This window comes from Micromonospora sp. CNZ286 (assembly GCF_014207755.1).
The window spans coordinates 5,513,854-5,540,457 of the sequence record NZ_JACHIZ010000001.1 but is presented as its reverse complement, the minus strand read 5'-3'; the positions used below and the strand labels follow the sequence as shown (position 1 = coordinate 5,540,457).

The window sequence follows — 26,604 nt, the reverse complement described above, 5'->3', positions numbered from 1 at the left end:
AGGGCTTCCTAGCATGGACGGGTGACCAGTGCCGCCGTACCCGATCATCCCTGGCTCCTGCCGGGCTCCCTGGTGCCCGCCCGAGTCGCCCGGCGGACGCCGCGGGACTGGTTCGTGGACGGCGTGCTGTTCGTGGCCTCGCTGCTCTGGGTGCTGATCGCGCACGGCGACGTGACCAGCGCCACCCCGGAGTTCGGCCTCAACGCCGGTCCGGCCTGGCTGGAGGAGGTCGACCTGCTCGTCGGCCTGCTCGTCAGCGGCGCGCTCTGGCTGCGCCGGCGCTGGCCGGTCGGGCTCGCGGTCGCGACCGCGCCGCTGGCGCTCTTCTCGGTCACCGGCGGTGTCGCGCTGCTGGTCATCGTGTTCACCGTGCTGGTCCACCGGCCGCTGCCGGTGGGCCTGGCGCTGGTGGCCTGGCAACTGTTGAGCCTGCCGGTCTACCTCGCGGTCCGGCCCGACCCGACGCTGCCGGTCTGGGCCTCCGCCGTGTGGACCGGGCTGTTCATCTGCGTGGTGGTGGCGTGGGCGTTGTTCGTCCGCGCCCGCCGCCAGCTCGTGCTGTCCCTGCGTGACCGGGCCGAGCGGGCCGAGGCCGAGCAGCAGCTCCGGCTCGACCAGGCCCGGCAGCTCGAACGCGGCCGGATCGCCCGGGAGATGCACGACGTGCTCGCCCACCGGATCTCCCTGCTCAGCCTGCACGCGGGCGCGCTGGAGTTCCGGCCGGACGCGCCGCCGGAGGAGGTGGCGCGGGCGGCCGGGGTGATCCGGGCCAGCGCGCACGCCGCGCTCCAGGACCTGCGCGAGGTGATCGGCGTGCTGCGGGCCGAGGTCGGCTCCGAGGCCACGCCGGAACGGCCGCAGCCCACGCTGGCCGACGTGCCCGCGCTGGTCGCCGAGAGCCGCGACGCCGGGGTACGGGTCACCGTGGTCGACGAGGTGATCGAGCCGGAGGCGGTGCCCGCGGCGATCGGGCGCAGCGCGTACCGGATCGTGCAGGAAGGGCTGACCAACGCCCGCAAGCACGCGCCCGGCGCGGTGGTCACGGTCCGGCTGGCGGGCGGCCCGGGGGACGGGCTGGCGGTGGAGATCCACAACCCGTGGCCGGTCGGCGCGTCGCCCACCGCCATTCCCGGCGCCGGTACCGGGCTGGTCGGGATCGCGGAACGGGTCACGCTCGCCGGTGGCCGCCTCGAACACGGGCGGGACGCCGACGGCGGTTTCCGGCTGACCGCCTGGCTGCCCTGGGCGGCCCGGTGAGCGCGCCGGTGCGGGTGCTGATCGTCGACGACGATCCGCTGGTCCGCGGCGCGCTGTCGATGATCCTCGGCGGCGTACCCGACCTGGCGGTGGTCGGCGAGGCCACCGACGGCGCCGAGGTGCCGGCGGCGGTCGCCGCGTACGCCCCGGACGTGGTGCTGATGGACATCCGCATGCCCCGGGTCGACGGGCTGGCCGCCACCGAGGCGCTGCGGGCCACCCCGGAACCGCCCGAGGTGCTGATGCTCACCACGTTCGACGCCGACGAGCAGGTGCTGCGGGCGCTGCGCGCCGGGGCGAGCGGCTTCCTGCTCAAGGACACCCCGCCGGCCGAGATCGTGGCGGCGGTACGCCGGGTCGCGGCGGGGGAGGCGACGCTGTCCCCGGCGGTGACCCGCAAGCTCATCGCGCACGTCACCGGCACCGCGCCGGTGGCGAGCCCGGACCCGAAGCGGGAGCGGGCGGTACGGCTGCTCGACGGGCTCTCCGAGCGGGAGCGGGAGGTCGCGGTGCTGCTCGGCCGGGGCCGGACCAACGCGGAGATCTCCGCCGAGTTGTTCATGAGCGTGGCGACCGTGAAGGCGTACGTGTCGCGCCTGCTGACGAAGCTCGACCTGAACAACCGCGTGCAGGTGGCCCTGCTGGTCCAGGACGCCGGCCTGGTCTGACGCGCAGGACGGCCCGGACGGGCAGTGCTCATGCGAGGACGTCGCCGGGTGGGCAAGTCCCGCCTCGTGGAGGAGTTCGTCGAGCGTACGGGCGTACCCCACCTCTTCTTCACCGCCTCGGCGCAACCCACACCCGCCGCCGACCTGCGGCTCTTCGTTGCGGCGGCGGCCGGCTCGACACTTCCCGGAGCGGGTCTGTTCGCCGGGCAGGCACCGGCCACCTGGGACGCGGCACTCACCCTCCTCGCCGCCGCGCTGCCCGCGGACCAGACCAGCGTCGTCGTGCTCGACGAGATGCCCTACCTCATCGCCAGCGATCCAGGTTTCGAGGGCACCCTCCAGAAGGTCTTCGACCGGGAGTTGTCCCGTAGGCCGGTCCTGCTGATCTGCGTCGGCTCGGACCTGGCGATGATGGAGGCGCTCAACGACTACGGTCGGCCGTTCCACCAACGCGCGACCGAAATGGTCGTGCCGCCGCTGAGCCCCGGCGACGTGGGCGAGATGCTCCAGCTGCCGTCGGCGGATGCCATCGATGCGTACCTCGTCACCGGCGGCCTGCCGCTCGTCCTCGACGACTGGGCCCCCGGCGAGACCGTGCGCGACTACCTCGCCAAGGCTGTCCCGGATCCCACGTCCGCACTGATCGTCAGCGGGGAACGGGCCCTCGCTGCCGAGTTTCCGCCGCAGTCCCAGCCGGGCGTAGTGCTGCGCGCCATCGGCTCCGGGGAGCGCACCGCCTCCTCCATCGCGGGGGCCGCCGGTGGAATCCCGCAGGCTTCGCTGCACCGCGCGCTCCGACTGCTGGCTGACAACGGATCGTGGAGGCCACCCTCCCGCTGTCCACCCGTCCTTCGCGCGAGACCCGGTACGTGGTCGCCGATCCGTATCTCCGCTTCTGGCTCGCCTTCCTCGATCCCTACCTCGCCGAGATCGAGCGCGGCAGAGGGGATCTGACCCTCGCCCGCATCCACTCGTCCTGGACTTCATGGCGGGGACGTGCGGTCGAGCCGGTGATCCGGGAGTCGCTGCGCCGGCTGCCGCCGGGGCACCTGCCGTTCGAGACGGCGGTGGTGGGCGGGTACTGGACGCGTATCAACGATCCCGAGATCGACCTGGTCGGCGGTGACCGTAGCCCGGTGGCCAAGCGGATCACGTTCGTGGGCTCGGTCAAGTGGCTGGAGAACGGCGCGTTCGACGGTCACGACCTGGCCCGGCTGCTTCACCACCGCGCCCAGCTACCGGGCGCCGACGACCAGACGCCGGTCGTCGCGGTGGTGCGCAGTGGCCGTGCGGTTGACGGTGTCACGGCGATCGGGCCGGCCGAACTGCTCGCCGCGTGGCGGGATTGAACTGCTGCCGTTTCCCGGCCGTACCAGTGGTCGAGGATGTGGTGCGGCCGTTCCGCCGCACCGCTGCCGAGCTGCGGGAGGCCTGCCGTGCGAGTTGGTGAGCAGTCGACGGATCCCATCGACCAGATCCTGGGCGAGGTGCCGGTACCGGCACCGTTGACCCCCGAGGACGTCCGCCTCGCGGTCCGGGCGGTGGTGGTGCACGCCGCCGAGGAGTGGCCCGCGGGGCCGAAGTGCCGCAACGACGGCTCGTCGTTCCCCTGCCGGTTGCATCGCTGGGGCCGGCGCGTGCTGGAGACACACGGTCTCAACGACCGCCAGATCGACGCGCTGATCCGGCACGGCAACCCGTTCGTGCACGTGCCCTTCCCGTTCGTGCTGACGGGCCCGTCCGGCGCCCGCCCGGCCGCCGGGCAGGCCGGACGTCCGGTGCCGGGACAGCCGGCGCGGGCGGTGCCGGGTCAGGCCGTCCGCCCGGCCGCCGCGGCTCAGGCGGCGCGCGGTCCGGTCCCGCGGGTCGCCGCGCCGCCGGTCCGGCCCGGTCTGCGGCCCGTCGCCGCCCGGTCGGCTCCCACCGCCCGGCCCCGCTGGCCCCGGGCGAGCTGACTCCGTCGCCAGGCCCCGGGCGATCCGACCCGTCGCCCGGTCCGGGTGAGCCGACGCCCGGCGCCCGGTTCCGGTCGCGTCCACGCCCCGTCGCGGAGCGGCGTCGGTCGTGCCGGAGCATGCCGACGGCGGCCCGGCCGGGGAGCCCCCACCCCCGTGCCGGGCCGCCGTCACCGCTTACTCGACCCCGCAGTCCGGGGCGGACCAGTCCCTGGTGTTCGCCACCTTGTCCCGGTTGTTCTCCCGCCGCGAGTCCACGTGCGTGTGGTCGTCGTGGTCCGGGTAGCCGGGGCCGTAGATGCCGCTGAAGCCCTGGTCGCGGGCGGAACGGGCGATGTCGCAGAGGCTGCGGTGCTTGGCGATCAGGTCGGCCGCGTTGCCGTAGAGGTGCTGGCTGTCCGCGGCGCCGCCGACCTGCCGGTTGCAGGCGATGCTGCGGAACCCGCTGGTCACGTAGAGCGGCTTGTCGCCGAGGCTGCGCCGCAGCGCCTCCAGCTTCCACATGGTGCGCAGCGCGTTCTCCCGGGTAGCCGATGACGAGAGCGGGCCACCGGCCCACCCGCCCTTGCCGCAGCCGTTGTCCAGTTCGGCGTAGCTGAAGTGCTTCGGCGTGCAGTCGCTGTCCTTCTGCAGGTCGTAGATCTTGGCGAACGTCTTCGGTCCGGCCACGCCGTCGGTCCGCAGCCCGTACGCGGCCTGGAAGCGCTTGACAGCTGCGGCTGTCTCCGGGCCGTACACGCCGTCGACCCGGACGATGCCGCCGTACGCGGCCCAGCCGGCCACCCGGATCTGGAGCTGCCGTACGTCGGAGCCGGACTGTCCCTGGGACAGCATGCGGTTCCAGGTGTAGCAGCCGTCGGCGTGGGCCGGTGGCGCGGCCACGACGGTCGCCACGGCGGCCCCGGGCAGGGCCAGCGCGAACGCGACCGCCGCCCGCTTCAGGGTGTTGACGCGCACAGAGTCCTCCCGATGTCAGAGCGGAACTGGGGTTGGACGGGCACATCGACCGGTACGTCCCGTCTCTCTCACCGTGACAGGTGAGAGGATTCTTCGTGGTGATTAGCCGAAATTGTTCTCACATCGGGCGGTTGCTGGATATCGGCTGTGAATAGTGCCTGTTTGCGAACGCGCCGCCGGGTGTCGCCCGTCGGAGGTGGGCGGTAACGTCTGCTCCCGGACCCGGGCGGCGACCTCGACGGGCGGGGAGGTGGGCGTTGGCGCGTGGCGGCGTGTTCTGCGTCGAGGGGCAGTGGCACCGCGACCTCAACGAACGAGGATCCGTCCTGCCCACGCTCGACCTGCTCGAACGGCTCGGCCGCATCCGCTACATCCACAAGGACGCGGCCACCCGCGACGAGCTGTTCTACTTCGTCGACAGGTGGCTGCTCAAGCAGTACGCGGATCACCGGGTGGGCTTCTTCGCCATGCACGGCGAGCCGAGCCGGCTCTGCCTCACCGACTGGGACTCGGTCGAGCTGTCGGACGTGGCCGAGCGGATGGCCGGCCGCTGCGAGGGCCGCCGCCTCTACTTCGGCAGCTGCTCGGTGCTGCGCGCCTCCGACGCCACGCTGCGCGGGTTCCTCGACGTCACCGGCGCGGCGCTGATCTGCGGCTTCACCCGCGAGGTCGACTGGGTCGAGTCGGCCGCCTTCGAGACGGTGCTGCTCGACGTGCTCGCCAACGGTCAGCGCCACAACGCCGCCGAGGTGCGGATGCGCTCGGCACACTGGGCGCCGCTCGCCGCGTACCTCGGTTTCCGGGTGATCTACGCCAACGGCCGTGCCTGGCGGCCCTCGGCCCGCCCGCGGGTGCCGGAGCAGGTCCCGGCGCAGCGGGCCGCCGGGCGTCCGCGCTGAGATCGACCGGCCGGCCTGGTAGAACCGAGGGCATGGCACGCAGCATCGCGAAGAACACCCGGGTCGACCGGGACGCCCTGATCGAGTTCCTCCGCCCCCGCCACCACGTCGTGCTCATGACCACCCGCTCCGACGGGCGCCCGCAGTCCTCCCCGGTGGCGTGCGGCGTGGACGCCGAGGGCCGCCTGGTCATCTCCACCTATCCCGAACGCGCCAAGGTCGCCAACATCCGCCGCGACCCGCGCGTCTCCGCGTGCGTGCTCTCCGACGACTGGAACGGCCCGTGGGTGCAGGTCGACGGCGTGGCCGAGGTGCTCGACCTGCCCGAGGCGCTGGAGCCGCTCGTCGACTACTTCCGCAGCATCTCCGGCGAGCACCCGGACTGGGACGAGTACCGGTCGGCGATGGTCGCGCAGGGCAAGTCACTGATCCGCGTCACGATCGAGTCCTGGGGTCCGATCGCCACCGGCGGCTTCCCCGCCCGGCTGGCCGACTGAATCAGTACGCGCCGGGTCAGTACGCGCCGGATCAGTACGCGCCGGATCAGTACGCGCCGGATCAGTACGCGACGGTGAAGCGGGCGTTGCCGAACCGGGGATTCTCGATCTCGTCGACGATCGCCACCGCCAGGTCCTCGTAGGTGAGCACCGACCGGCCCTGCGCGTCGGTCACCGGCTGGTCGGTGCCGGTGCGGTAATGCCCGGTCCGCTCACCCGGGTGGAACTCCAGCGGCGGTGGGGAGACGTACGTCCAGGTCACCCCGTCCGCGCTGGTGCGGTAGAACTCCAGCGCGTCGGCCTGGCCGTGCGCCGAGTCCCGGTACTCCTCCGGGAAGTCCGGCTCGTCCAGGTAACGGGTGCCCTTCGGCGTGAGCAGCGTCGAGCCGCCGCCGACGTGGATCACCCGAGGTGGGTCGGGCAACTCACGCAGCGTGTCGACCAGCGTCCGCGCGGCGTCGCGCCACAACTCGCGCTCGCCGCCGCCGATGGCCACCACCAGCACGTCCGCATCCTCGGCCAATTCGCGTACGCTCCGCGCCGAGGTGGCGTCGCCGGTCACCGTGCGTACGCCCGGGGGTAGGTAGCCGACCGCCTCCGGACGCCGCACCGCCGCTGTCACCCGATGCCCCCGCTCGACCGCCTCAGCCGCGATCCGCGAGCCCGCCGTCCCGCCGGCGCCGAACACGACGATGTCGCTCATGCCTCACAGGCTAGGCAGCCCACAGGCGGGCGGCGGGAGTTCCGCCGAACCGGCTCAGTCGACGATCGCCGAGTAGACGAGCTGGCGCAACTGGCTGCGCAGCGGGTACGTGCTCGACGGCATCAGCTGGGTGAACAGCAGCGCGGTGACCTCCTCCACCGGGTCCACCCAGAACGCGGTGCTGGCCAGGCCGCCCCAGTAGAACTCGCCGACGCTGCTCGGCACCCGCGACGGCACCGGGTCCAGCACCACCGCGAAGCCCAGCCCGAAGCCGATCCCGTCGAGGATCGTCTCGGCGAAGCCCTCCGGCGAGAACGAGGCCAGGTCCCGGTTGCCCGGCAGATGGTTGCGGGTCATGAAGCGCACCGTGCGCGGGCCGAGCAGGCGGACCCCGTCCAGCTCGCCGCCGCGCAGCAGGAACTGGGTGAACCGGTGGTAGTCGGCCGCCGTGGAGACCAGCCCGCCGCCGCCGGAGTGCCAGGTCGGCTCCGCCAGCGCGGCCCGGCCCACCCCGTCGGCGCGTACCGCCTGGCCGGTGGCCGGGTGCGGGGCGTAGAGGGCGGCCAGGCGCTTGGAGTCCGCCGCGTCCACCCACCAGCGGGTGTCCGTCATGCCCAGCGGGCCCAGGATGCGCTCGGCGAAGAACGCGTCCAGCGACTGCCCGGAGATCACCTCGACCAGGCGGCCCAGCACGTCGGTGGAGACGCCGTAGTTCCAGCTCGTGCCCGGCTGGAACAGCAGCGGCAGCCGGGCCAGCCCGGCCGAGGCCGCCGCCAGGTCCGCGCCCGCCGGCACGCCCAGGTCGAAGCCGGCCGCCCGGTACAGGCCGTCGACCACCGAGACCTGGGCGAAGCCGTACGTCAGGCCGGCGGTGTGGGTGAGCAGGTGCCAGATCCGGATCGGCTCGACCGCCGGCACGGTGTACGGCTTGAGCACTGACCCCCGGTCGTAGACGCGTACGTCGGCGAACTCCGGCAACCAGCGGCTGACCGGGTCGTTCAGCTCGAACCGGCCCTCCTCCCAGAGCATCATCGCCGCGACCGAGGTGATCGGCTTGGTCATCGAGTAGATGCGCCACAGCGTGTCCGCCTCGACCGGCGTACCGGCCTCCCGGTCCCGCAGCCCGTACGTCGAGGAGTGGGCGACCTCGCCGAGGCGGCTGACGACGATCTGCCAGCCGGCGAGCCGGCCGTCGTCGACGTACCGGGCGAAGTGCTCGTCGATCCGCCCCAGCCGGGCGGGATCGAAACCGACGTGGCCGGGATCGGTGCTCACCGTGACACTCACGACGCGAACCTACCCGCAGGTACCTCGGCCCCGGAAGTGTCATTAGGGTCGGTGGCATGCCCGAGCCGGTCGAGGACGTCACCTACCGCCAGCAGGACTGGTACGCCGAGGAGCTGGCCGACCGGCACTTCGTGCGATGCGAGTTCTTCCACGTCGACCTGACCGAGGCGGTCAGCCGGGGCGCTGTCTTCACCGACTGCGTGTTCGGCAACGTGGCGTTCAACGCCTCCCGGCACACCGACTCGGCGTTCACCAGGTGCTCGTTCAGCAAGTGCAACCTCTTCGAGGCCGAGTTCACCGGCTGCAAGCTGGTCGGCAGCACGTTCGACCGCTGCGACCTGCGCCCGCTGCGGGTCGACCGGGGCGACTGGTCCTTCGTCACGCTCGCCGGCGCCGACCTGCGCGGGGCGCGGATCACCGACGTACGGATGCGGGAGGTCGACCTGACCGGGGCCGACCTGACCGGCGCGACGCTGACCGGCGTGGACCTCTCCGGCGCCCAGTTGCACGCCGCCAAGCTGATCCGGGCCGACCTGCGCGGCAGTGACCTGTCCGCGCTCGACCCGACCGCGGTGCAGCGTTCCGGCGCGCGGATCGACGCCGAGCAGGCGGTGATGCTGGCCCAGGCGCTCGGTTTCCAGGTGGGCTGAGTCCGCTGGGAAATGTGCCGCGGGTTGTCAGGTTTTCCGGACACACTCGGGCGTATGACATGGTGGTCCGACCTGGTGGCGGCCGAGCCCGAGTTCGCGGCGCGGGTACGCGCCCGCTTCGCGGTCCGCAAGCACGGCACGATGGCGACACTGCGGCGGGACGGCTCGCCGCGGATCAGCGGCACCGAGTTCGACTTCGGTGACGACGGGCAGCTGCGGCTGGGCAGCATGGCCGGCGCGGTCAAGGCGCTCGACCTGCGCCGCGATCCCCGGGTGGCGCTGCACAGCCCGACCGAGGACGCCCCGCCGGACGACCCGTCCACCTGGGACGGAGACGCGAAGATCGCCGGCCGGGCGCACGAGGAGCCGCCCGCCGAGGACGGCTCGCACAGTTTCCGGATCGAGCTGACCGAGGTGGTGCTCACCCGGGTGGGCGACCCACCCGACCACCTCGTGATCGAGAGCTGGCACCCCACCCGAGGCCTCCAGCGCCGAACCCGCCGCTGACCCGCCGCCCCCACCCGCTGACACGCGTCGATCATGAAGTTAGCGGCCTTGGATGCCCGTTTTGCCGCCGCCAACTTCATGATCGACCCGACGGTCTCGGGTGGGCGCGGTCCGCCGTGGCTGGGTACGGAGATCTTGGTACGGAATGGCCCCTGCGGGGGCGGAAATCCTCCAAGATCTGTCCTGCTGGGGTGGCCGGCGCCGGGCAGGCGTGGGAATTGCGAGGGCTGATGCCTTCTGCAAGATCGCGTTCTGTGTCATCCTCCCTACGGCGAGCCACGGGGCCGGGCCGCTCGCCGCCGGTGGCCGAGGGAGGGTCGGTGGCTGAGGACGACATCGCGCGTACCGGGATCCGGGTCGGGGGCTGGCTGCCCACACCGGACGACGGGGTCGACGCGCCGGAGCGCCCCGCCGGTCCACGCCGCCTGCCCGGGGACACGGATCCCGCCACGCCCCGGACGGTGACCCTGCCGGACGGGGACCGTCCACCGGCCGACCCGGACGATCGGGTTTCCGTGGGGGACCTGGAACCGCCGGGTACCGCTGTCTGGCCGCCTCCGCGTACCGCCGGCCCGCCGACTCCCGATCTTCCCGCCACAGGCCCGCTTCCAGCCAACATGCCCGTGTCCGGCACGCTCCCCGCAGGCCCTCCCGCGCCCGGCCCTCCTACGTCGACTCCGCCCAGCCCTGACCCGCCAGCCTCCCGGACGCCCAGCCCCGACCCGCCAGCCTCCCGGACGCTCGGGCCAGGCCCGCTCGCCTCCGGGACGTCGGCGTCGGTGCCCGAGCCGCGTCCGAGTCCGCCCGGCGGCCGGGTTCCGCTGGTCGGGCCGGCCCCGATCGGGTTGCACCTGTCCGGCCCGTCACCGGTCCGGCCGGGTGCAGCCGACGAGCCGGCCGGCTCCGGTCTGCCTCAGGAGGCGGAGGCGAGACCCGGCCGGCACTCCGCCCGGGAGAGCATCCCGGCGCGCCTCGCCGGCCTGACCGGCGGCCTGTCCGACGTGACCGGCGGGATCGGTGCCCGGCTGCGCGCCGCCGCCCGAGCGGCCAAGGCCCGGCTGAGCCGGACCCTAGCCCCGATCGCCGGTCCGATGCGCCCCCCGCCCGACGCCCCGGCCACCCGCGTCGCCGCGGCCCGGGCGCGGCGTCGACGCCGGCGCGCCGTACTGGCGGCCGTGGCCGTGACCGGCCTGGTGGCGGCGCTGGCGTACGCGGCCCGGTCGTCCACGCCACCCCCGCTGGCCCGGGAGACCGCGCCCGTGGCGGCACCCGGCAACCAGCCACCCAGCGACCAGCCACCCAGCGACCAGGCGCCGAGCGGCCAAGCGCCCAGCGGTCAAGCTCCGGGCGACCAGGCACCGGCCACCGGCGAACCGGTCGCCCCCGGCGGGCCGCTGCTCGACGTGGACCTGGCGCCGCTGCCGGGGTCGTTGTCGCTCACCGACCTCGGTACGCGGGACTGGCGGCACTGGGGCGGGACCGGCGCGGACAGCTTCCATCGCAAGGTGGGCGGTACGGGCGAGATCCAGGATCCGGGTGGCGAGCGGCTGGAGCACAACGCGGGCGCGTGTGATCTCCAGTGGACCGACGGCACGCCGACGGCGCGTCAGGAGGGCACCCGGGCGGGTGTCTTCCAGCGCGGCACCGGGAAGAGCTTCACGCTCGGCGTGGCCGGGAGCGGGGATGTGCGTACGGTCCGGTTGTTCGTCGGCACGTTCTCGGCCGGTGCGCGGCTCGACCTGTCGCTGTCCAGCGGTGGCGATCCCGCCGTCCGCGAGGTCGCCCTCGCCGCGGGCGACCGCTTCTACCAGTACGTCATCCGCTTCCGGGCGGCCCCCGGGGAGCGGCTGCTGATCAGGTGGCACGCCCTGACCGTGACCGGGGGGCAGAACGACGGGGTGGCGTTGCAGGCGATCACGGTAAGCTGAGCGGCCGGTCCGGCGAGCGGTCGTCAGGTAACGAACTGGAAACGCCCGTCACTCGACATATGGCGCAAAGAGCCGTGCGGTGACACCGTGAAGCCCGTCGCGCACCTGTCGTTTCCGGCGGTGTCGTGACCGAAGTGGAGGGTGTGGTGGGCCAGGAGGACCGTCCGCGTACCGGCCCCGGCTCGCACCGGCACGGCCTTCCGCGTACCCGGTCCGCGCTGCGCCGGCTGCGCCGCCGGCGGCGGCTGATGCTGGAAGGGCTGGCCGCGGTCCTCTGCCTGGCGGCGCTGGCCGTCTACCTCGGCGTCGAACGGCACGACACGCCACGCGAGGAGAACGCCGGAGTGCCGGTGGCGCCGCCCGGCCGGGTCGGGCTGCCGAACGAGGCCGGCGACTCGGTGGTCAACCCGGGGCTGCGTCCCCGGCAGCGGCCGCCGTCGCCGAGCCCGTCGCCGTCCACGCCGTCGCCGTCACCGACGCCCGCGCTGCCGCCGACCGTCACCGTCACCCGCGCCGAGGTGCCCGCCACTGTCGACCTCACCGCCGCCGGCCCCACCGACTGGGTCCACTGGGGGCTCACCGGTGCCGACCGGACGGTCCGCAAGCGGGGCGGCTCCGGCGAGATCCGTGACGAGGGCGGCCGGGGGCGGCGGGAGAGCTTCAGCAACAACCCCGAGGCGTACGCCTGGCGTGACGGCAACCCGGTCGCGTCGGCGAGCGGCACCATGTCCGGCGTCTACACCTGCAACCGGGGCAGCGGGTTCAACCTCGCGGTTGCGGCCGACGGGCAGCAGCGCACGGTGCGTCTGTACGCCGGGCTCTGGATGGCCCGCGGCCGCCTCGACGTGCGCGTCTCCAGCGGCGGCCCGGTGACCACGCTGCGGATGGAGGATCCGCACACCGCGCTCACCGCCGAGTTCACGATCAGGTTCCGCGCCCCGCGCGGCGCGAAGCTGCTGATGAACTGGACGGTGGAGGAGTCGCTCGGCGACTGCGGCAACGTCAGTCTCCAGGCGGTGGCGCTGCGCTGAGCGGGGACAGTTTGTCCGTCGCGTACCCGGCCGGGCGTCGTACGTTTCGATTGTCCCGTCCGACCATCCTCTGTGGAGGCCCGACCGATGACCGGCCCTGCCCCCGTCGCCCCCGCCCGCCCGCGCACCGACTGTGACGTGCTGCGCGAGATCCCGATGCCGCCGTACGTGACGGTCGAGGACGTCCAGTTCGCGGTGCGGGCGGTGGTGGTGCACGCGCCGCGGGCCTGGTCGGGCGGGACCATCTGCCGCAACGACGCCAGCCCGCACCCGTGCCGCCTGCACGTGTGGGGCCGCCGGGTGCTCACGCTGCGCGGGCTGCCGTCGGCCGAGATCGACGCGCTGGTCGAGCGCGGCGATCCCGCGGCCGACCCGCGTCCGTACCGCCCCGGCGCCTGAGCACCGGGGCGGTACGGGCCGGTCAGCAGAGCGCGGGCTTCACCCAGGAGCACTCCCGGCCCTCCGGCACGCGCGGCGACTCGGGCGCGGCCGGCACCGTCCGCCGGGCGGTCGCCGTCTCCTTCTCGGTGTACGAGGCCAGCGCGATGGCGATCTGGTCCTCCAGCCCCTTCACCGACGAGGTGAGGTAGTTGTTCAGCACGATCGAGAAGGCGAGCAGCCGCCCGTCGGCGTCGGTGACGTAGCCGGAGAGCGCTGACGCGCCGGTCAGGCTGCCGGTCTTGGCGTGCACGTTGTTCGCTGCTGCCGTGCCGCCCATCCGGCTGCGCAGCGTTCCGCCCACGAACCGGTCCGGGTTGCCGGCCACCGGCAGCGCGGCGTACCAGGTGTCGAACCACGGTTCGGCGCGGACCGCCGAGAGCAGCGTGACGAACTGGGCCGGCGGGACGAGGTTGCGCCGGGACAGCCCGGAACCGTCGCGTTGGCGCAGCGTGCCGGTGTCCACTCCGGCGTCGCCCACGTACCCGCTGATCGCTGACAGCCCGGCGGCCCAGGTGCCGGATCCGGAGAGCTGCCGGCCCAGTTCCTTGGTCAGCACCTCGGCGTGACCGTTGTTGGAGAGCTTGAGGAACGGCACCATCAGGTCGGCCAGCGGCATCGAGTCGTGCCGGGCGAGCGGCTTGGCGGTGTCGGGGGTGGCGGTGCCGAGCACGGTCCGGCCGAGCACCCGTACGCCGTGCCGCCGCAGCGCGGAGCGGAACACGTCGGCGGCGTACCCGGTCGGTTCCCACACGGTGACCCAGTCGCTCTCGGCGGCCTGGCCGACGGCGATCTGGCCGGTCACCACCACCGTGTTGCCGCCGTGCTCGCGCTCGAAGGAGATGGTGGTCTCGCCGTCGGCGACCGTCTCGGCCCGGTTGTCGATCCGCAGCCAGCCGTTGTCAGGCGTCATGGTGATCTTCGGCCGGGCGCCGGCCCGGGTGCCCGGCGCGGCGTGGACGATCACGGTGCCGGCGTCGTAGTCGGTGTCCGGGGCCACTGTCAGCGCCGACACCTGGGCGGCGTAGTAGTAGGGCTCGTCGTCCCAGGTCCAGTCCGGACCGAGGCGGCCCTTGTCGTACCGGGTGTCGTCGGCGATCAGATCGCCCGCGACCACGCGTACGCCGGCCGCGGCGACCTGCTCGGCGAGCCGGTCGTAGTCGGCGGCGAGGATGGTGGGGTCGCCGCCGCCACGCAGGTAGAGGTCGCCGGAGAGCATCCCGGCGCGCCGCGGCCCGTCGACGCTCACCTCGGTGGTGAAGCGGTGGCCCGGACCGAGGAGTTCCATCGCCGCCGCCGAGGTGAGCAGCTTCGTGTTGGAGGCGGGGATGAGCCGCCGGGTGCCGTTGCGGTCGTAGAGCGTACGACCGGTGGTGGTGTCGACGACGACCACGCCCGCCTGCGCCCCGTTGAGCCGGCTGTCGGCGAGGACGGCGTCGATGGTGGCGTTCAGCCGGGTCTGCGCGGGGGTGGGCGCTTCGGCGGTGGCGGTGGTGGTGCCGGCGGCAGCCGCGGTGGCGACCAGCGCCAGCACCGCGAGCGCCCGGGGGAATAGGCGACGATGCATGGGAAGATGCTGCCACGGAGATTTCCTGCGGGAAAGGCTCCGGCGCGAAAGGTTATTTGCAGCCGCCGATGCGGTCACCGCAAACCCCCGGTGTTCCCGGTACGGCTCGGGGAAAACACCTGTTCACCGGGGAGCGGCCGATCGCCGGGTTCCGTTTGACGGATGACCTGGCAGCGGGCACGGTGGGGGTGAGGGCGGTGGAACCGCCCTGCTTCCAGCGCGGCGAGATCGTGTCTCGCCCGCTTCCGGGTCGCGAGCCGACCGCGTGGGCCGTGTCGCCCGCGAAACCCGACATCCAGCCATGAGGAGTTCAGCCATGCTGACCATGACCGACAACGCCGTCCTGGTGATCCGTGACCTCGCCGCCCAGCAGGACGTCGCCGACGCCGGCGGGCTGCGCATCGCCGCCGACACCGACGCCGGTTCGCTCTCGATCGAGCTGGTGCCGCAGCCGGTGCAGGGCGACCAGGTGGTGGACACCGAGGGTGCGCGCATCTTCCTCGACTCGGACGCGGCCGAGCTGCTCAACGACACGTCGGTGGACGCGATGGTCGACGAGGAGGGCGTGGTCCAGTTCGGGTTCACCGAGAAGGAGTGAACTCAGCCGGCGCGCTGGTCCGGTTCCGGCCGGACCAGCGCGGCCAGCACGTGCGCCAGGTGGTGCGAGGTGCTCCACGCGATCCAGTTGGCGGGTGAGCCCGCGCCGGCGCCCCGCCGGGCCCGCCGGACGATCTCGTGGTCGCCCCACGAGAAGCCGGCCCCGGCCGAAGACCAGTGCGGCGCGGCAGTGAGTGTGCGGCACAGGTCGGCGAAGCGCTCGTCGCCCCGCCCACCCCGCCGCGACCAGCGGTAGACCCACCACGCGTCGTCGGCTGCCCAGCGCAGCGTCGGTGTCCGGTCGCCCGGCTCGTCCGCGTCGCGTACCGCGCAGCCGACGCCGTAGTCGCCGTACCCGAGGCGCAGATCGGCCAGACGCCGCCAGAGCGACCAGTCGTACCGTTCCAGGCGGACCGGTTCGTCCACCGGCAGCCGGGACAGGGCCGGCGGCATCCCGCCGGCCGCCGCCGTCACCGAGCGCCAGGCGTGCCGCCGGGCCCACTGCGCCGCCCGCCGGACCCTCGGCTCGGCCAGCCGGACGTCGGCCTGGCAGCACACGTCCCCGGCGTCGAGCAGCAGGTCGCACTGCTCGGGCAGCAGGCCGGTCACCCGCCACACCCGTTCCGCGGCCGCGGTTGCGGCGTCCGGCCCGGCCCGGTCCGGACCGACGCGCAACCGGACGACCGCGTGGTGTGCCCAGGCCCGGGCCGCCGCGCCGTGCGCGGCCAGCCGCTGGTCACTGTCCGCGAGACCGATGACCGGCACCAGCGGTACGCCCCAGCGGACCGGGTCGTGTTCCGTGGCATCCGGCAGCGCCGACACGTCGACGGCGGGCAGCAGCCCGGCGGGCAGCCGGATCAGGGAGTCCACGATGGACGTCGCGTCCGCCGGGACGTCGAGGATCGGTGCGAGCAGCGCGGCGGAGGCGTCGTCGAGCCGGGCCAGCGCCTCCAGTTCCCCGCGCCGTGCGGCCAGCACCGGGCGGTAGACCGGAGATCGACCTCGGAGCGGCGGCACCATACTTCAATGTAGCCAGACGATTGCGCTGCGTCATGGCTTCCGGTCGGCTCCGGTGCCGGAGCGGGCGTCGCAGGGGTCGGCGGAGCCGGTCGCGAATCGACCGTAGGACCGACGTTTCCGCAGCTCAGAGCTGTCCACTGTCAGTGATCGGACAGTCCTCCGGCTGGTTGCCGGGCGGCTCGCCGACATAGCGTCGGAATCACCGAGGGGGACCGCCGACGATCGCCCGGACGCGTACGAACGCCTCCTGCCGGCGTACCGGCGGGAGAGAGGATCACCATGCCCAGCCGTAGAGCTAGGAGGGAAACCACCGGCCAGCCGATCCCGAGCATGCGGGAGGCCGCGCGCGCCGACACCGAGATCAACTCGTGTTCGCCGGTCGGGTTGCCGGCCACCGCACGCATGCTGTTCGCCGTGGTCGACGCCAACGGAAGGCTCGTCCGCGGCCTCGGCGCCACCTCGGCCACCCGGCTCGCCGCCGGGATGTACCAGGTCTCGTTCGACCAGGACGTGGCCGGAGCGGCGTACGTCGGGACGGTCGGCCCCGCGACCGCCAACGGGCTGGTCCCGCAGGGTGTCATCACCGTGGCGCCGCGCTCGGGCATCGCCAACGCGGTGTTCGTCGAGACGCACGGCACGAGCGGGCACGCGGACCGCCCGTTCCACCTGGCCGTGCTGGCCTGACCGGACGCGCAGACGAGCGCACGGCGCCGCACGACCTCCGGTCGTAACGTCGCCGCGCTCCGGCCGTCTCCCACCACCGCAGCCGTACGGCGGTACGCCGGCGGGGACCTGGCTCGACCGGCCCAGCCCGCACCGGTCTTATGGGCAGCACATGCCCCCTCTCAGGGGATCCAAACCGGATCGGCGTGGGGAATTCCACCATCTGCGACTCCCGGCGTGGCGGGCGCGGGATCGGGGTATGAGCGGACCATGGAGCATTTCACGATCGCGACAGTCGCCGAGAAGAGTCCCGACTTCCGCCGCGTGCTCTGGACCGGGGAGCACACCCAGCTGGTCATCATGACCATTCCGCCGGGCGGCGAGATCGGCGAGGAGGTCCACGAGGGCATCGACCAGATCCTCACGTTCGTCAGCGGCACCGGCGAGGCGCGGGTGGCCGGGGAGAAGAAGGAGGTCGTCTCCGGCGACCTGGTGGTCGTGCCGGCCGGCACGAAGCACAACTTCGTCAACACCGGGCCGAACCCGCTGGTCCTCTACACCGTCTACGGTCCGCCGGAGCACGCCGACGGCGCGGTGCACAAGACGAAGGAGGAGGCGGACGCCGCCGAGGAGGCGGGCGAGGACGAGCCGCCGACGTCCTGACGCCCGGTGCGCACGTGTTAAGCGGGGGCCCCTGCTCTACCGGAGACGTTAAGAAGGGGCCCCTCCTTGCACCAGGCCGGGGTATTTCAGGCCCGCGCCGGTGTTGAGCACCACCACGCGCTCCCCGGGCCGGATCCACCCGCCCGCGCGCAGGTGCCGGGCGGCGGTCAGGCAGGCCGCGCCCTCCGGGCAGAGCAGCAGCCCTTCCCGGGCGGCGAAGTCACGCAGGTCGGTGAGGATCTCCGCGTCGTCCACCGCGATCGCGGTGCCGGCGCTGTCCCGCAGCGCGGACAGGATCAGCTCGTCGCCGAGCGGCGCGGGCACGGTGATGCCGAACGCGACGGTGTGCGCGTCCTCCCACGGGGTGACGCGCTCCTCCCCGGCCGCGAACGCCCGCACGATCGGCGCGCACCCGGTGGACTGCACCGCGACCAGCCGGGGCAGCCGGTCCTCCACCCAGCCCAGTTCGCGCAGCTCGTGCAGCGCCTTGTGGATGCCGATCAGCCCGACGCCACCGCCGGTCGGATAGACGATCACGTCAGGCACCTGCCAGCCGAGCTGCTCGACGATCTCGTACCCCATGGTCTTCTTGCCTTCGAGGCGGTACGGCTCGCGCAGCGTGCCGGCGTCGAAGATCCCCCCGTCCGACCCGGCGATCAGCTCGGCGATGTCCCGGCCCGCGTCGTTGATCAGGCCGTCGATCAGCCGCAGGTCGGCGCCGGCGGCGAGGCACTCCTCGCGGCAGATCGTCGGCGCGGCCAGCGGCATGGCGATCGTCGCGCCCATCCCGGCCCGCGCCGCGTAGGTGGCCCAGGCCGCGCCGGCGTTGCCGTTCGTGGGCATGGCGATCCGCTTCACGCCCAGCTCCCGGGCCCGGCTCACGCCCACCGACGCGCCGCGCGCCTTGAACGACCCGGTCGGGGTCAGCCCCTCGTCCTTGACGATCAGGTCCGCGATGCCGATCTCGTGGCCGTACGCGGGCGCGCGCCACATCGGCGTCCAGCCCTCGCCCAGCGTGGTGACGAAGCGGGGATCGGCGACCGGCAGCAGCTCCCGGTAGCGCCACAGGTCGGCCGGGCGCAGCCCGAACTGCTCCGGGGCGACCGTGGCGGCCACCGCGGCGAGGTCGTAGCGGGCCAGCAGCGGCGAGCCACAGCCGCACAGGTTCTGCAACACGTCGGCCGGGTGTTCACTGCCGCAGCGCGGGCACTCCAGGTGCGTCAGGTGCACGGTGGTCCTCAGCTCGCGTCGATGCTCAGCCAGTGCCGGCTGCGCCGGCCCGGCTCGTACGGGGAGTCGAGGCGTTTCGCCACCACTCCCGGGAGCCCCTGCTCACGGGCGGCCCGTAGGGCGTCCGCGCCGACTCCCGGGAACCACGGCGGAGTCTGCCAGTGCGGACCGGTGAGCGCCAGACCGTCGAGCAGGTCACGGCGTTGCGCGTACGGCACGTCGAGGCTGGACACGCCCTCCAGCCAGAGCAGGTCGACGGTGAGGAACTGCCCGTCGCGCCGGGTCGGCGGACGGACCCTCCCGGCCGGGTCGATCCTTACCAGCACGCCGTCGATCACCGCCTCGGCCGGGGCCAGCGCCTCGGCCATCGCCCGTGTCCACGGGTACTCCCCGGTGACCTCCGTGTCGTCGCCGTCGAGCAGCCGCAGCCGGCCGCCCGAGACGTACGCCATCGCGCGCACGCCCGCCCAGCGCAGCTCGTACCCCCAGGCGGCGGCGTCGCGCGGTAGCCGCCCGCCCTCGGCGGGCAGCATCGGGCGGACCAGCTCGGGCATCGGCGTCCAGCCCTCCGGCGCCGGGTCGGTACGCCTGATCATCCAGTCCCGGCCCCGGCCGCCGGTGGCGAACAGCACGTACCGGCCCTTCGTGCGCTCGCCGTCCAGCACCACGATCACCTCGTCGTCGCGCCACTTCTCCGCGCGGTAGGTGCCGGTGTCGTGCACGATCATCCGCCCGCCGCCGTACTCCCCGGCGGGGATCTCCCCGTGGAACGTCAGGTACTCCATCGGGTGGTCCTCGAAACTGAGCCTACCGACTAATAAGTGAAGACGGGCCCGGCAGGTGCGCCAACACCTGTGCCCCGGGCCCTTGATCGCCCCGTGGAGGCGACCCGTGAGCAATCTACCGTTCACCCTGCCCACCTGCGACCAGCCCGCCACCGTACGGCTGGAGGTGTTCACCAACACCGCCGCCGGCCTGCCCGACTCGCTCGACGCCTCGGTCTACACCTGCGAGCAGCACGCCGACCCCGCCACCGACACCATCGAGGGCACCAACCGCACCGCCCACCGCGTCAAGATGGCGCCCGACGTCCAGCGCACCTGCGGCCACATCTACCTGTTCCCCACCGGCCAGCTGGCCGACTCCGGCCACCCGCGCTGGTGCGACCAGAACGACTGCGGCCGCCGCCGCGAGCACCGCTCCGGCGCCGTCGAGGTCGACACAAACCGCCCCGAGGCAACGATCGTCGAGGTTGTTCTGGCGCAGGCCCTCGACGACGGCGCGGAGCCCCAGGTGCTGATCTCCGCCGCCGACACCACCGAAGCGGAGCCGCGTACGGTGCAGCTGCGGCTGTCGGTGTCGCAGGGCTACGTCCTGTCGAACCGGATGCGGCTGCTCACCGAGGCCGCACGCTGGGAGCGCCGGAACCGGGGCCACTGGTGAGCGCGCCGACGATGAGCCGGGATCTGGCCGTGGTGTTCATCCCGGGCGATGTGACCGACCCCGCCGAGTTCGCGCAGCTGGCCGCTCCGTGCCTGGAGCGCATCGAGGCCTGCGGGTACGACTTCGTGGGCGTCGTGCGGACGTGGGACGACGCGCAGGCGATGATGCTCGACGGCCGCGCCCACGTGCTGGTCGTGGCGAGCACCGCCTACTTGCCCCGGGACCGGCGGCCCCGCGTCGAGTCGGCCACCGACCCGGTGTGGGCGGACGAGGCGGGAGCGGCGGTCGGCTTCAACATGCCTCAGCGGCGGAGGCGGCCGCGGATCGTGCGGGGTGCGCGGTGAGCCGGCGGCCGGGCCGCTGGTGGAAGGCGGCCGGCCCGCAGTACCGGCAGCCGTCGCGGTCGTCCCGGTCCCGGATGGCGGGCATGCCGTCGATCTGGTGGCAGCGGGGCTGGGACCAGGGCTCCCGGGAGGTGCGGGAGGCGCTGAACGGGGAGGGCGCGTTCGACGTCGGGTACGAGCAAGGTCGGCGGGAGTGCGAGCGGATCCTCGGTCAGGTGCGTCGCCTCGCGGAGGCGGCTGAGGCGGCGCGGCAGGGAGACCGGTCGCTGATGGATGAGCTGGCGCGGGAGCAGGGCAGCGAACCGGCGACGGGTGACGACCTGCTTGATGTGGCGGAGGCGGCCGGCGTGACGCCGCTGCGCGAGGTCGACGCCGACCAGTTACTCGACGACCTGGAGCGGTGGCTGCGCGAGCAGGACTGAAACCCGTCGGCCGCAGACGGATTGCGCACCCGGGTGCGCAACTTGAGGGGCGGCTGGTGCTGGCACACCGGCCGCCCCTCTTGCTGCCCGCCGCCGCTCGGCGATCTCCGCGTAGATCTCGCCGAGGGCCTGGCTGAGCGCTTCAGCGGCGGCGATACCGCCGGGCGAGTCAGGGTCGATCGGGATGATGTCGTTGCGTCGCGTCATGCTGAGGCAACGAGTCCCCCCGTCCGTGGGCGGGGCCCAGCGGGTCCGTGCGGCTTCGGGGGGCCTGCCGGGCGCGGCTGACCCGGCTCCCGGCAGGCCGGCATCGTCATGACGTGCGCCACCCCTTCCCGCTGCCCCGCTCGTACGCCCGGATCGCCTCCACCACCTGCCGGCCCACCTCGGCCGGGTTCACGGCAGCGGGCACCGAGACGCTGATGCTGTACTGGTTGACCACGGACGCCCCGCCGCCGCCGGACATGGCCATCGCCGGCGCCTGCCCGCCCTGGCCTCGCAGCACCGACCGGATCCGCTCCACCCCGGCGTGCCCGCCGGCCGCGTCCACTTCGGCTGCGGTCAGCACGTGCTCGCCTGGGGCGAGGAGGTACGGCTGCGAGTCGACGCCCTTCGGACCCGACCCGACGACCGGACCGCCCTCGGACAGGCGACCCAACCGCAGGGCCATCCCCACCTCACGGTTGTTGATCAGGTCGAAGTGGGCCTTGATGAACACGTTCCGAGGAATGCCGGAAAGCGTGCTCTTCCAGGCCTTCACGCCGGCGTTGTCCGGCAGGAACTGGCTCTTCGTGGTGACCTCGTCCGGGATGCCGAACAGCTGGGTCGCGTAGTCCCGCGCTTCCTTCTTCGACATGCCCATCTGCACCGCGGCGGCGATGAACGCCTTCCGGCCCCGCTCGGTGACCCGGGCTGCTTCCGACGTCGACTTCGTCTGCTCGAACACGGCCGCCGAATGGGCCTTCGTGTCCCGCACCAGCCCGGAGAGCACCTGCCAGTTCTGCCGCCCGGCCTCGGTCGTCTTGTCCAGGCCGCCCTTGGCGTTCCTGGCCGCCTTGGCGGTGTCGTCGAGGGCCTGCTCGAACGCCAGCTCGGTGTTCAGCGCAGCGAACGTCTGATCCCGCAGCTCCTGCAGGTACTCAGTGAACGACTTCACCTCGCCGCTGGCGGTACCGGCCGCGTCCGCGGCTTTCATCAGCCCACCGAAGATGTTGTCGCCGGCCTTCTCCCCGGACTCGCCGGAGCCGTCCAACGCGCCCTTCAGCTCGTCGATCCGCTTCCGCCCGGCATCGATCGCGTCGCCCATCCCGGGGATCCAGCCCCACAGGTGGTCGGCCACGTCGACCGCAACCTCGTCGACGGCCAGCAGCGCCCGGTACCAGCCGGCGAACGTGTTGACCATCCCGCCGACGACCCGGATGCCACCCTCGATGACCATGAACAGCCACCGCATCGCCGAGGCGCCCTCATCGGCGTTCTCCGAGAAGTCCTCCAGCACGTCGGAAATCGCCCGGCCCAGCCGAGGCAGACCCTGCCCGATCTCCCGGATGATCGGCCCGGCCGCCTCCGCTGCCTGCCGGATCCCCGGCGTGATCTCCCGAACGAAGTCAGCGACCCCGCGCGCCAGCGGCACCACGTACCGGGACGACGCGGCCAGCGTCGCGTCGATCTCGCCGGACACGTCGTTCCAGGCGTCGCGCAGCACCTCCAGGCCGTCGATCGCCGGGCCGACGAACCGGCCGCCGGATTCCTCGAGGTCCCGGCCGACCTCGTCGGCGAGCTGCTTCCCGGCGTCCTGCACCCGCGAGTCCTGAGCGGCCAGCTTCAAGCCGCCGAGCACGCCGCCGATGCCGACCCCGCCGACCACGCCGCCGGCGACGGCCGCGGAGAGGGTGGGCACGAGACCGGCGGCGAGCGCGCCGCCGATGGCCGCGCCAGCCGGGTTGACCGGCGCCCGGGCGATCAGCGGACCGACCCGGGCGACGAACGAGGCAGCGAACCCCGACGCCGCCTCGGCGCCCTCGGCCTGCATGTCGGGCAGCAGATCCCGCGCCTTGGTCAGCTTCCGCAGCTCGGTCTGCTGCCGGCGCATCGCCTTGCTGATGTCCATCCGGTCGGCGGCGTTCGACGTACGCGCGAACGCGACCGCCAGCTGCTTCAGGCTGTCGTCGACGTCGGCGATCTGCCGGTCGAGGTCCTGGGCGTCGCGCTCGGTGGCGTCGAGGCTCTTACCGAAGCGGTCCAGGCCGTCACCGGCCCGGTCCGCCATCCGGGCCACGGTCTCCTCACCCAGCAGCCGGATGAGGATGTCACGCTTGTCAGCCACCGTGCCCCCTCAGACCGCCCGGGCGGCCAGGCTGCGCCGGACCGGCTCCGACGACGGGCGCCGCCGGAACAGCTGCGGCTGGTCCGGCTCGAGGAACCGCGCCCGCGCCCGGTACTGCGCCGCCCGCAGCCGGTCGTTCGCCCGCGTGAACGCCCGCCCCGCCACCTCGAACCGCTCCCGCGCCTCGTCGCGCTCGTCCTCCAGCTGCGTCTTCGACCCGGGCACCGGTATCACGTACGGCCCGCCGGGGCGGTTGCCGTCGTTCGGGTTGTACGACAGCGTCTGCCGGTCGGCCAGCTGCGCCTCGGCGACCGCCGTGCACGCCGCCTCCCAGTCCCGGCGCGCCTGGTCGACCTTGACCCGCGCCACCTCCACCGACGCCTGCGCCGCCGCCACCTCCGGATCGGCGCTGACGAACTCCGCCTCCGGGTTCGACGACGCCACCGTCGGCTCCACCAGGCCCAGCGCCACGAACTCCGACGGCGTGAACGGCCCCGGCGGGATCTCACCCCGCGCCACCCTGCACTTCACCGACCTGCACTCCGCGCTCTCACTCACCGACTTGCCGCCCTTCTCTGCTCCGCCTGATGCCTCACCAGCCGCAGCACGGCACCGGCCACGGCCTCCTCGCTGTTCCGCTGGCCCCGCAACCGCTCCGCGATCGCCTCCAGCTCCGCCCGCGTCGCCGCGTCCAGACCGTCACCGCCAGCCGCCGGCGCCGCCGGCGGCGGGCCCTCAACCCGCAGCGTCTGCGTGGCCACACCCGCGCCCCGCCACACCGGCGACACCTCAGGCACCGCCAGCCGCTGAAGCACCTGCCGCGCACCGGCCCGCAGCTCCGCCGGGTTCGGCGCCCGGCTCTTCAGCACGTCCAAGCCGTACGACCACTCCTGCTCGGTGCCGCGCTGCCGCAGCCACTCGAAGGTGTCCCGCCCCGCCGACATGCCCAGGAAGATCACCCCGTCGAACACCGCCAGGTCCCCGACCTCCTGCACCGAGCCGACCCCCACCGGGATCGCCCCGCCGCTGTACACCGACGAGTGACTCCACTGGCTGATGACCGCCGTACCGGAGTCGACGAACGCTCCCGGGTCGTACGCGTCGCCGTGGCTGTCGACCACGCCCGGCGTGATCGTCGCGATCACCGCCGACACCGTCGCCACCGCGCCGTCACCCGACCCCGACGGCGACCCGACCCGCGCCCGACCGGCCGCGGCCTTCACCAACCGGGTCACCGCGACGCCGCCTCAAGCTCACGCAACGCCGCCACCCACCCGCCGAACAGGCCCAGCAACGGCAGCGCCTCCGACGCCCCCAACGCCTCCACCAGCTCCACGTCCCGCGCCAGCAGCCGCTCCAACAGCCCCCGCAACGCCGGCACCTCCTCGTCGAGCAGAATCGCCAACCCGGCGTCCTCCACGACCTCCACCGCGGCCTCCACCGCCGCCCTACCTGCGTCCACCGCCCGCCTCCAACGCCTCAAGACTCGCCAACGTGATCCGCCGGCCCACCGCCACCAGCTCCCCCGCAGCGACCCGACGGCGAACCGTCCTGAGCGAGACACCCAACCGCCGGGCCGCCACACCATGAGCGACCAACCGATCGTCAGCCGCCAGCCCCTCACCGGCCGAATCGTGGCCGCCGACGGCCCCCGACGGCCGGGAACTGGCCTCCACCGCCAGAACGAACAACTCCCGCAGCTGCGCCGGCACCACGAACCCATCCCGCTCACACCGCTGCACATGCCGACCCAACGCAGCGACCAGATGCCGCGCCGCGACCGGATCCAACGCCAGCACGATCACCGCGACCACCGCCAGCGGGCGGGACCGAGGGGGGCAGGCCGACGACGGCGAGCCGGCCACCCTGACCCATCGCTTTCCGTCAGACGTTTGTCCGTCCGTGACGCCGAAAGCTCTGCCGTGACGCGCAACAGAGGGGGTGTCACGGCCGTGACAGGGGGCACCCCCGCGCCGCGGGGGGAGATTTTCCTGACGGAAAGGGAGTGTGGATCTAAGGGTGTTTCCGGCCTGACCTGCCGGGCGTTGTGCCTGGTGAGGAGGGTGCCGTGATGACCGCGACACTGAACGACCAGACCGGACGCAGGAAGCGGCCCGAGCCGTCGGCGGAGGCGAAGGCCGCCGCCGAGCTGGTCCGGGCAGCCAAGGAGCAAGGGCTGTCCCTGACCGGTCCGGACGGGCTGCTGAAGCAGCTGACCAAGACGGTCCTGGAGACCGCGCTGAACGAGGAGATGACCGAGCACCTCGGCTACGAGAAGCACGACCAGGCCGGTGTTGGTTCGGGCAACATCCGCAACGGCACCCGGTCGAAGACCGTGTTGACCGAGGCCAACGGGCCGGTGCAGATCGACGTGCCGCGGGACAGGGCAGGCACCTTTGAGCCGCAGATCGTGCGCAAGCGGCAGCGGCGCCTGTCAGGGGTCGACGAGGTCGTGTTGTCGCTGTATGCCAAAGGCCTGACGACCGGGGAGATCTCGGCGCACTTCGCGGAGATCTACGGGGCTTCGGTGTCGAAGGAGACGATCTCGCGGATCACCGACAAGGTCATCGACGAGATGACCGACTGGTCCCACCGCCCGCTGGACGAGATCTACGCGGCGGTGTTCATCGACGCGATCGTGGTCAAGGTCCGTGACGGGCAGGTCGCCAACCGGCCGTTCTACGCCGCGATCGGAGTCACCCTCGACGGGGACAAAGACATCCTCGGGTTGTGGGCCGGCTCGGGCGGTGAGGGCGCGAAGTTCTGGATGAGCGTGCTGACCGACCTGCGTAACCGGGGCGTCAAAGACGTGTTCTTCCTCGTCTGCGACGGTCTGAAAGGCCTCCCGGAAGTGGTCACGAACGTGTGGCCGGCCACGATCGTGCAGACCTGCATCATCCATCTGATCCGCAACACGTTCCGCCTCACCTCCCGCAAGTACTGGGACGCGCTCAAGCACGACATCAAACCGATCTACACCGCCGTCAACGCCACCACGGCCCGGGCCGCGTTCGACGACCTGGCCGAGAAGTGGGGCGGCAGGTATCCGGCGGTGATCCGGCTGTGGGACAACGCCTGGGCGGAGTTCATCCCGTTCCTCGACTACGACGTCGAGATCCGGCGGGTGATCTGCTCGACCAACGCGATCGAGTCGTTGAACGCCCGCTACCGGCGGGCAGTCAAGGCCCGCGGCCACTTCCCCAACGAGCAGGCCGCGTTGAAGTGTCTGTACCTGGTGACCCGGTCCCTGGACCCCACCGGAGCAGGCAGAACCCGATGGACGATGCGCTGGAAACCCGCGTTGAACGCCTTCGCCATCACCTTCAGCGACCGCTTCCCAGCCGCTGAAACCTACTAACCAAGATCGCCGGAAACACCCTTAGCGAGACAGGCCCGACGGAAAGCGATGGGTCAGGATTCATCACTCTGCGTGCGCCTACCGCCCCCCTGCCGCCACCCTGGGTGGTCGTGGCTGCGTGGCGCGCGCTGCGGTTGTCGTGTCGCTTCCCGTGTCGTGCTGCTGGTGTTCGGTGTTGGTGTGGGCTGGTGGCT

30 protein-coding genes and 1 pseudogene are annotated in these 26,604 nt (G+C 72.9%); 19 read left to right on the top strand and 12 right to left on the bottom strand.

All coding sequences use genetic code 11. The features are described 5' to 3' along the window. Nucleotides 1-21: 21 nt before the first annotated feature. The 5 genes from FHX31_RS24475 to FHX31_RS24460 all read left to right on the top strand — a co-directional run bounded on the left by FHX31_RS24475 (nt 22) and on the right by FHX31_RS24460 (nt 3,880). Nucleotides 22-1,257, top strand: a complete 1,236-nt coding sequence (locus tag FHX31_RS24475; protein WP_184977249.1) for a sensor histidine kinase — start codon at nt 22-24, stop codon at nt 1,255-1,257. Further along, a complete protein-coding gene (locus FHX31_RS24470) occupies nt 1,233-1,925 on the top strand; it encodes a response regulator (protein ID WP_221489317.1) in 693 nt (230 codons plus the stop codon). The genes FHX31_RS24475 and FHX31_RS24470 overlap by 25 nt, the downstream gene beginning before the upstream one ends. 66 nt (nt 1,926-1,991) lie before the next feature. Further along, a complete protein-coding gene (locus FHX31_RS32830) occupies nt 1,992-2,879 on the top strand; it encodes an AAA family ATPase (RefSeq protein ID WP_486481701.1) in 888 nt (295 codons plus the stop codon). Continuing rightward, nucleotides 2,795-3,274, top strand: coding sequence for a DUF234 domain-containing protein (locus FHX31_RS32825; RefSeq protein ID WP_402883922.1), 480 nt, complete (start codon nt 2,795-2,797; stop codon nt 3,272-3,274). Before FHX31_RS32830 ends, FHX31_RS32825 begins: the two co-directional genes overlap by 85 nt. An 87-nt stretch (nt 3,275-3,361) precedes the next feature. Beyond that, entirely contained in the window at nt 3,362-3,880 is a 519-nt protein-coding gene (locus tag FHX31_RS24460; RefSeq protein WP_013284328.1) for a hypothetical protein, read from the top strand. Between the two features lie 177 nt (nt 3,881-4,057). Here FHX31_RS24460 and FHX31_RS24455 read toward each other — a convergent pair whose 3' ends face one another. Next, a complete protein-coding gene (locus FHX31_RS24455; RefSeq protein ID WP_184977247.1) occupies nt 4,058-4,837 on the bottom strand; it encodes a D-Ala-D-Ala carboxypeptidase family metallohydrolase in 780 nt (259 codons plus the stop codon). A 257-nt stretch (nt 4,838-5,094) separates the two neighbouring features. On the opposite strand from FHX31_RS24455, the gene FHX31_RS24450 reads away from it, so the two are divergent. Next, a complete protein-coding gene (locus FHX31_RS24450) occupies nt 5,095-5,736 on the top strand; it encodes a DUF6642 family protein (protein ID WP_013474202.1) in 642 nt (213 codons plus the stop codon). A 32-nt stretch (nt 5,737-5,768) separates the two neighbouring features. Further along, complete coding sequence (locus tag FHX31_RS24445; RefSeq protein ID WP_013284331.1) at nt 5,769-6,233, top strand: PPOX class F420-dependent oxidoreductase; 465 nt, start codon at nt 5,769-5,771, stop codon at nt 6,231-6,233. Between the two features lie 61 nt (nt 6,234-6,294). Here FHX31_RS24445 and FHX31_RS24440 read toward each other — a convergent pair whose 3' ends face one another. Together FHX31_RS24440 and FHX31_RS24435 are read right to left on the bottom strand one after the other, a co-directional pair. Continuing rightward, nucleotides 6,295-6,936 (bottom strand): NAD(P)-dependent oxidoreductase, encoded by a 642-nt coding sequence (locus FHX31_RS24440; protein ID WP_013284332.1) that lies wholly within the window; start codon nt 6,934-6,936, stop codon nt 6,295-6,297. Between the two features lie 54 nt (nt 6,937-6,990). After that, nucleotides 6,991-8,223, bottom strand: coding sequence for a serine hydrolase domain-containing protein (locus FHX31_RS24435; protein WP_184977246.1), 1,233 nt, complete (start codon nt 8,221-8,223; stop codon nt 6,991-6,993). 56 nt (nt 8,224-8,279) lie between these two features. On the opposite strand from FHX31_RS24435, the gene FHX31_RS24430 reads away from it, so the two are divergent. From FHX31_RS24430 to FHX31_RS24410, 5 genes are all read left to right on the top strand, one after another. Continuing rightward, nucleotides 8,280-8,873 carry a pentapeptide repeat-containing protein gene (locus tag FHX31_RS24430; RefSeq protein WP_013284334.1) on the top strand — a complete coding sequence of 198 codons (594 nt, stop codon included), beginning with the start codon at nt 8,280-8,282 and terminating at the stop codon, nt 8,871-8,873. 54 nt (nt 8,874-8,927) lie between these two features. Beyond that, nucleotides 8,928-9,380 carry a pyridoxamine 5'-phosphate oxidase family protein gene (locus FHX31_RS24425; protein ID WP_091329879.1) on the top strand — a complete coding sequence of 151 codons (453 nt, stop codon included), beginning with the start codon at nt 8,928-8,930 and terminating at the stop codon, nt 9,378-9,380. 779 nt (nt 9,381-10,159) lie between these two features. Next, entirely contained in the window at nt 10,160-11,308 is a 1,149-nt protein-coding gene (locus FHX31_RS24420) for a hypothetical protein (RefSeq protein WP_486481700.1), read from the top strand. Nucleotides 11,309-11,433: 125 nt separating this feature from the next. Next, complete coding sequence (locus tag FHX31_RS24415; RefSeq protein ID WP_256092823.1) at nt 11,434-12,339, top strand: hypothetical protein; 906 nt, start codon at nt 11,434-11,436, stop codon at nt 12,337-12,339. An 87-nt stretch (nt 12,340-12,426) separates the two neighbouring features. Beyond that, a complete protein-coding gene (locus tag FHX31_RS24410; RefSeq protein ID WP_013284338.1) occupies nt 12,427-12,738 on the top strand; it encodes a hypothetical protein in 312 nt (103 codons plus the stop codon). Nucleotides 12,739-12,760: 22 nt separating this feature from the next. On the opposite strand, the gene dacB is transcribed toward FHX31_RS24410, so the two are convergent. Further along, nucleotides 12,761-14,344, bottom strand: a complete 1,584-nt coding sequence (gene dacB, locus FHX31_RS24405; RefSeq protein WP_013474206.1) for a D-alanyl-D-alanine carboxypeptidase/D-alanyl-D-alanine endopeptidase — start codon at nt 14,342-14,344, stop codon at nt 12,761-12,763. Between the two features lie 316 nt (nt 14,345-14,660). Between dacB and FHX31_RS24400 the strand changes: the two genes are divergently transcribed. Continuing rightward, on the top strand, nt 14,661-14,942 hold the full coding sequence (locus FHX31_RS24400; RefSeq protein ID WP_013284340.1) for an iron-sulfur cluster biosynthesis family protein: 282 nt from the start codon (nt 14,661-14,663) through the stop codon (nt 14,940-14,942). Nucleotides 14,943-14,944: 2 nt separating this feature from the next. On the opposite strand, the gene FHX31_RS24395 is transcribed toward FHX31_RS24400, so the two are convergent. Next, on the bottom strand, nt 14,945-15,961 hold the full coding sequence (locus tag FHX31_RS24395) for a beta family protein (RefSeq protein WP_184977244.1): 1,017 nt from the start codon (nt 15,959-15,961) through the stop codon (nt 14,945-14,947). Between the two features lie 279 nt (nt 15,962-16,240). Between FHX31_RS24395 and FHX31_RS24390 the strand changes: the two genes are divergently transcribed. Both FHX31_RS24390 and FHX31_RS24385 read left to right on the top strand, forming a co-directional pair. Beyond that, on the top strand, nt 16,241-16,645 hold the full coding sequence (locus tag FHX31_RS24390; RefSeq protein ID WP_013284342.1) for a hypothetical protein: 405 nt from the start codon (nt 16,241-16,243) through the stop codon (nt 16,643-16,645). Between the two features lie 249 nt (nt 16,646-16,894). Next, entirely contained in the window at nt 16,895-17,287 is a 393-nt protein-coding gene (locus FHX31_RS24385) for a cupin domain-containing protein (RefSeq protein ID WP_013284343.1), read from the top strand. Between the two features lie 48 nt (nt 17,288-17,335). Here FHX31_RS24385 and FHX31_RS24380 read toward each other — a convergent pair whose 3' ends face one another. Together FHX31_RS24380 and FHX31_RS24375 are read right to left on the bottom strand one after the other, a co-directional pair. Beyond that, nucleotides 17,336-18,517, bottom strand: coding sequence for a threonine synthase (locus tag FHX31_RS24380; protein WP_030272918.1), 1,182 nt, complete (start codon nt 18,515-18,517; stop codon nt 17,336-17,338). Between the two features lie 8 nt (nt 18,518-18,525). After that, nucleotides 18,526-19,314, bottom strand: a pseudogene (locus FHX31_RS24375) (DNA polymerase ligase N-terminal domain-containing protein); the annotation flags it as partial. 94 nt (nt 19,315-19,408) lie between these two features. Here FHX31_RS24375 and FHX31_RS24370 point away from each other — a divergent pair. From FHX31_RS24370 to FHX31_RS24360, 3 genes are read left to right on the top strand one after another with little or no spacing between them, the layout of a single operon-like run. Next, on the top strand, nt 19,409-19,960 hold the full coding sequence (locus FHX31_RS24370; protein WP_184977243.1) for a hypothetical protein: 552 nt from the start codon (nt 19,409-19,411) through the stop codon (nt 19,958-19,960). After that, complete coding sequence (locus FHX31_RS24365) at nt 19,957-20,304, top strand: hypothetical protein (RefSeq protein ID WP_184977242.1); 348 nt, start codon at nt 19,957-19,959, stop codon at nt 20,302-20,304. The genes FHX31_RS24370 and FHX31_RS24365 overlap by 4 nt, the downstream gene beginning before the upstream one ends. After that, nucleotides 20,301-20,726 (top strand): hypothetical protein, encoded by a 426-nt coding sequence (locus FHX31_RS24360; RefSeq protein ID WP_184977241.1) that lies wholly within the window; start codon nt 20,301-20,303, stop codon nt 20,724-20,726. The genes FHX31_RS24365 and FHX31_RS24360 overlap by 4 nt, the downstream gene beginning before the upstream one ends. A 313-nt stretch (nt 20,727-21,039) precedes the next feature. Here the strand turns inward: FHX31_RS24360 and FHX31_RS24355 are convergent, their stop codons facing one another. Genes FHX31_RS24355 through FHX31_RS24335 form a run of 5 tightly spaced genes read right to left on the bottom strand, consistent with a single transcriptional unit; the run spans nt 21,040 to nt 24,857 of the window. Then, on the bottom strand, nt 21,040-23,052 hold the full coding sequence (locus FHX31_RS24355) for a hypothetical protein (protein WP_184977240.1): 2,013 nt from the start codon (nt 23,050-23,052) through the stop codon (nt 21,040-21,042). A 9-nt stretch (nt 23,053-23,061) separates the two neighbouring features. Then, nucleotides 23,062-23,571, bottom strand: a complete 510-nt coding sequence (locus FHX31_RS24350) for a hypothetical protein (RefSeq protein WP_184977239.1) — start codon at nt 23,569-23,571, stop codon at nt 23,062-23,064. Nucleotides 23,572-23,606: 35 nt separating this feature from the next. Continuing rightward, the gene (locus FHX31_RS24345; RefSeq protein WP_184977238.1) at nt 23,607-24,287 is read right to left on the bottom strand and encodes a hypothetical protein; all 681 of its coding nucleotides are present in this window, start codon (nt 24,285-24,287) and stop codon (nt 23,607-23,609) included. After that, a complete protein-coding gene (locus FHX31_RS24340; protein ID WP_184977237.1) occupies nt 24,284-24,514 on the bottom strand; it encodes a hypothetical protein in 231 nt (76 codons plus the stop codon). Before FHX31_RS24340 ends, FHX31_RS24345 begins: the two co-directional genes overlap by 4 nt. After that, nucleotides 24,501-24,857, bottom strand: coding sequence for a hypothetical protein (locus FHX31_RS24335; protein ID WP_184977236.1), 357 nt, complete (start codon nt 24,855-24,857; stop codon nt 24,501-24,503). The genes FHX31_RS24340 and FHX31_RS24335 overlap by 14 nt, the downstream gene beginning before the upstream one ends. Before the next feature lie 266 nt (nt 24,858-25,123). Between FHX31_RS24335 and FHX31_RS24330 the strand changes: the two genes are divergently transcribed. Beyond that, complete coding sequence (locus FHX31_RS24330; protein ID WP_184975718.1) at nt 25,124-26,410, top strand: IS256 family transposase; 1,287 nt, start codon at nt 25,124-25,126, stop codon at nt 26,408-26,410. Nucleotides 26,411-26,604: the final 194 nt, after the last annotated feature.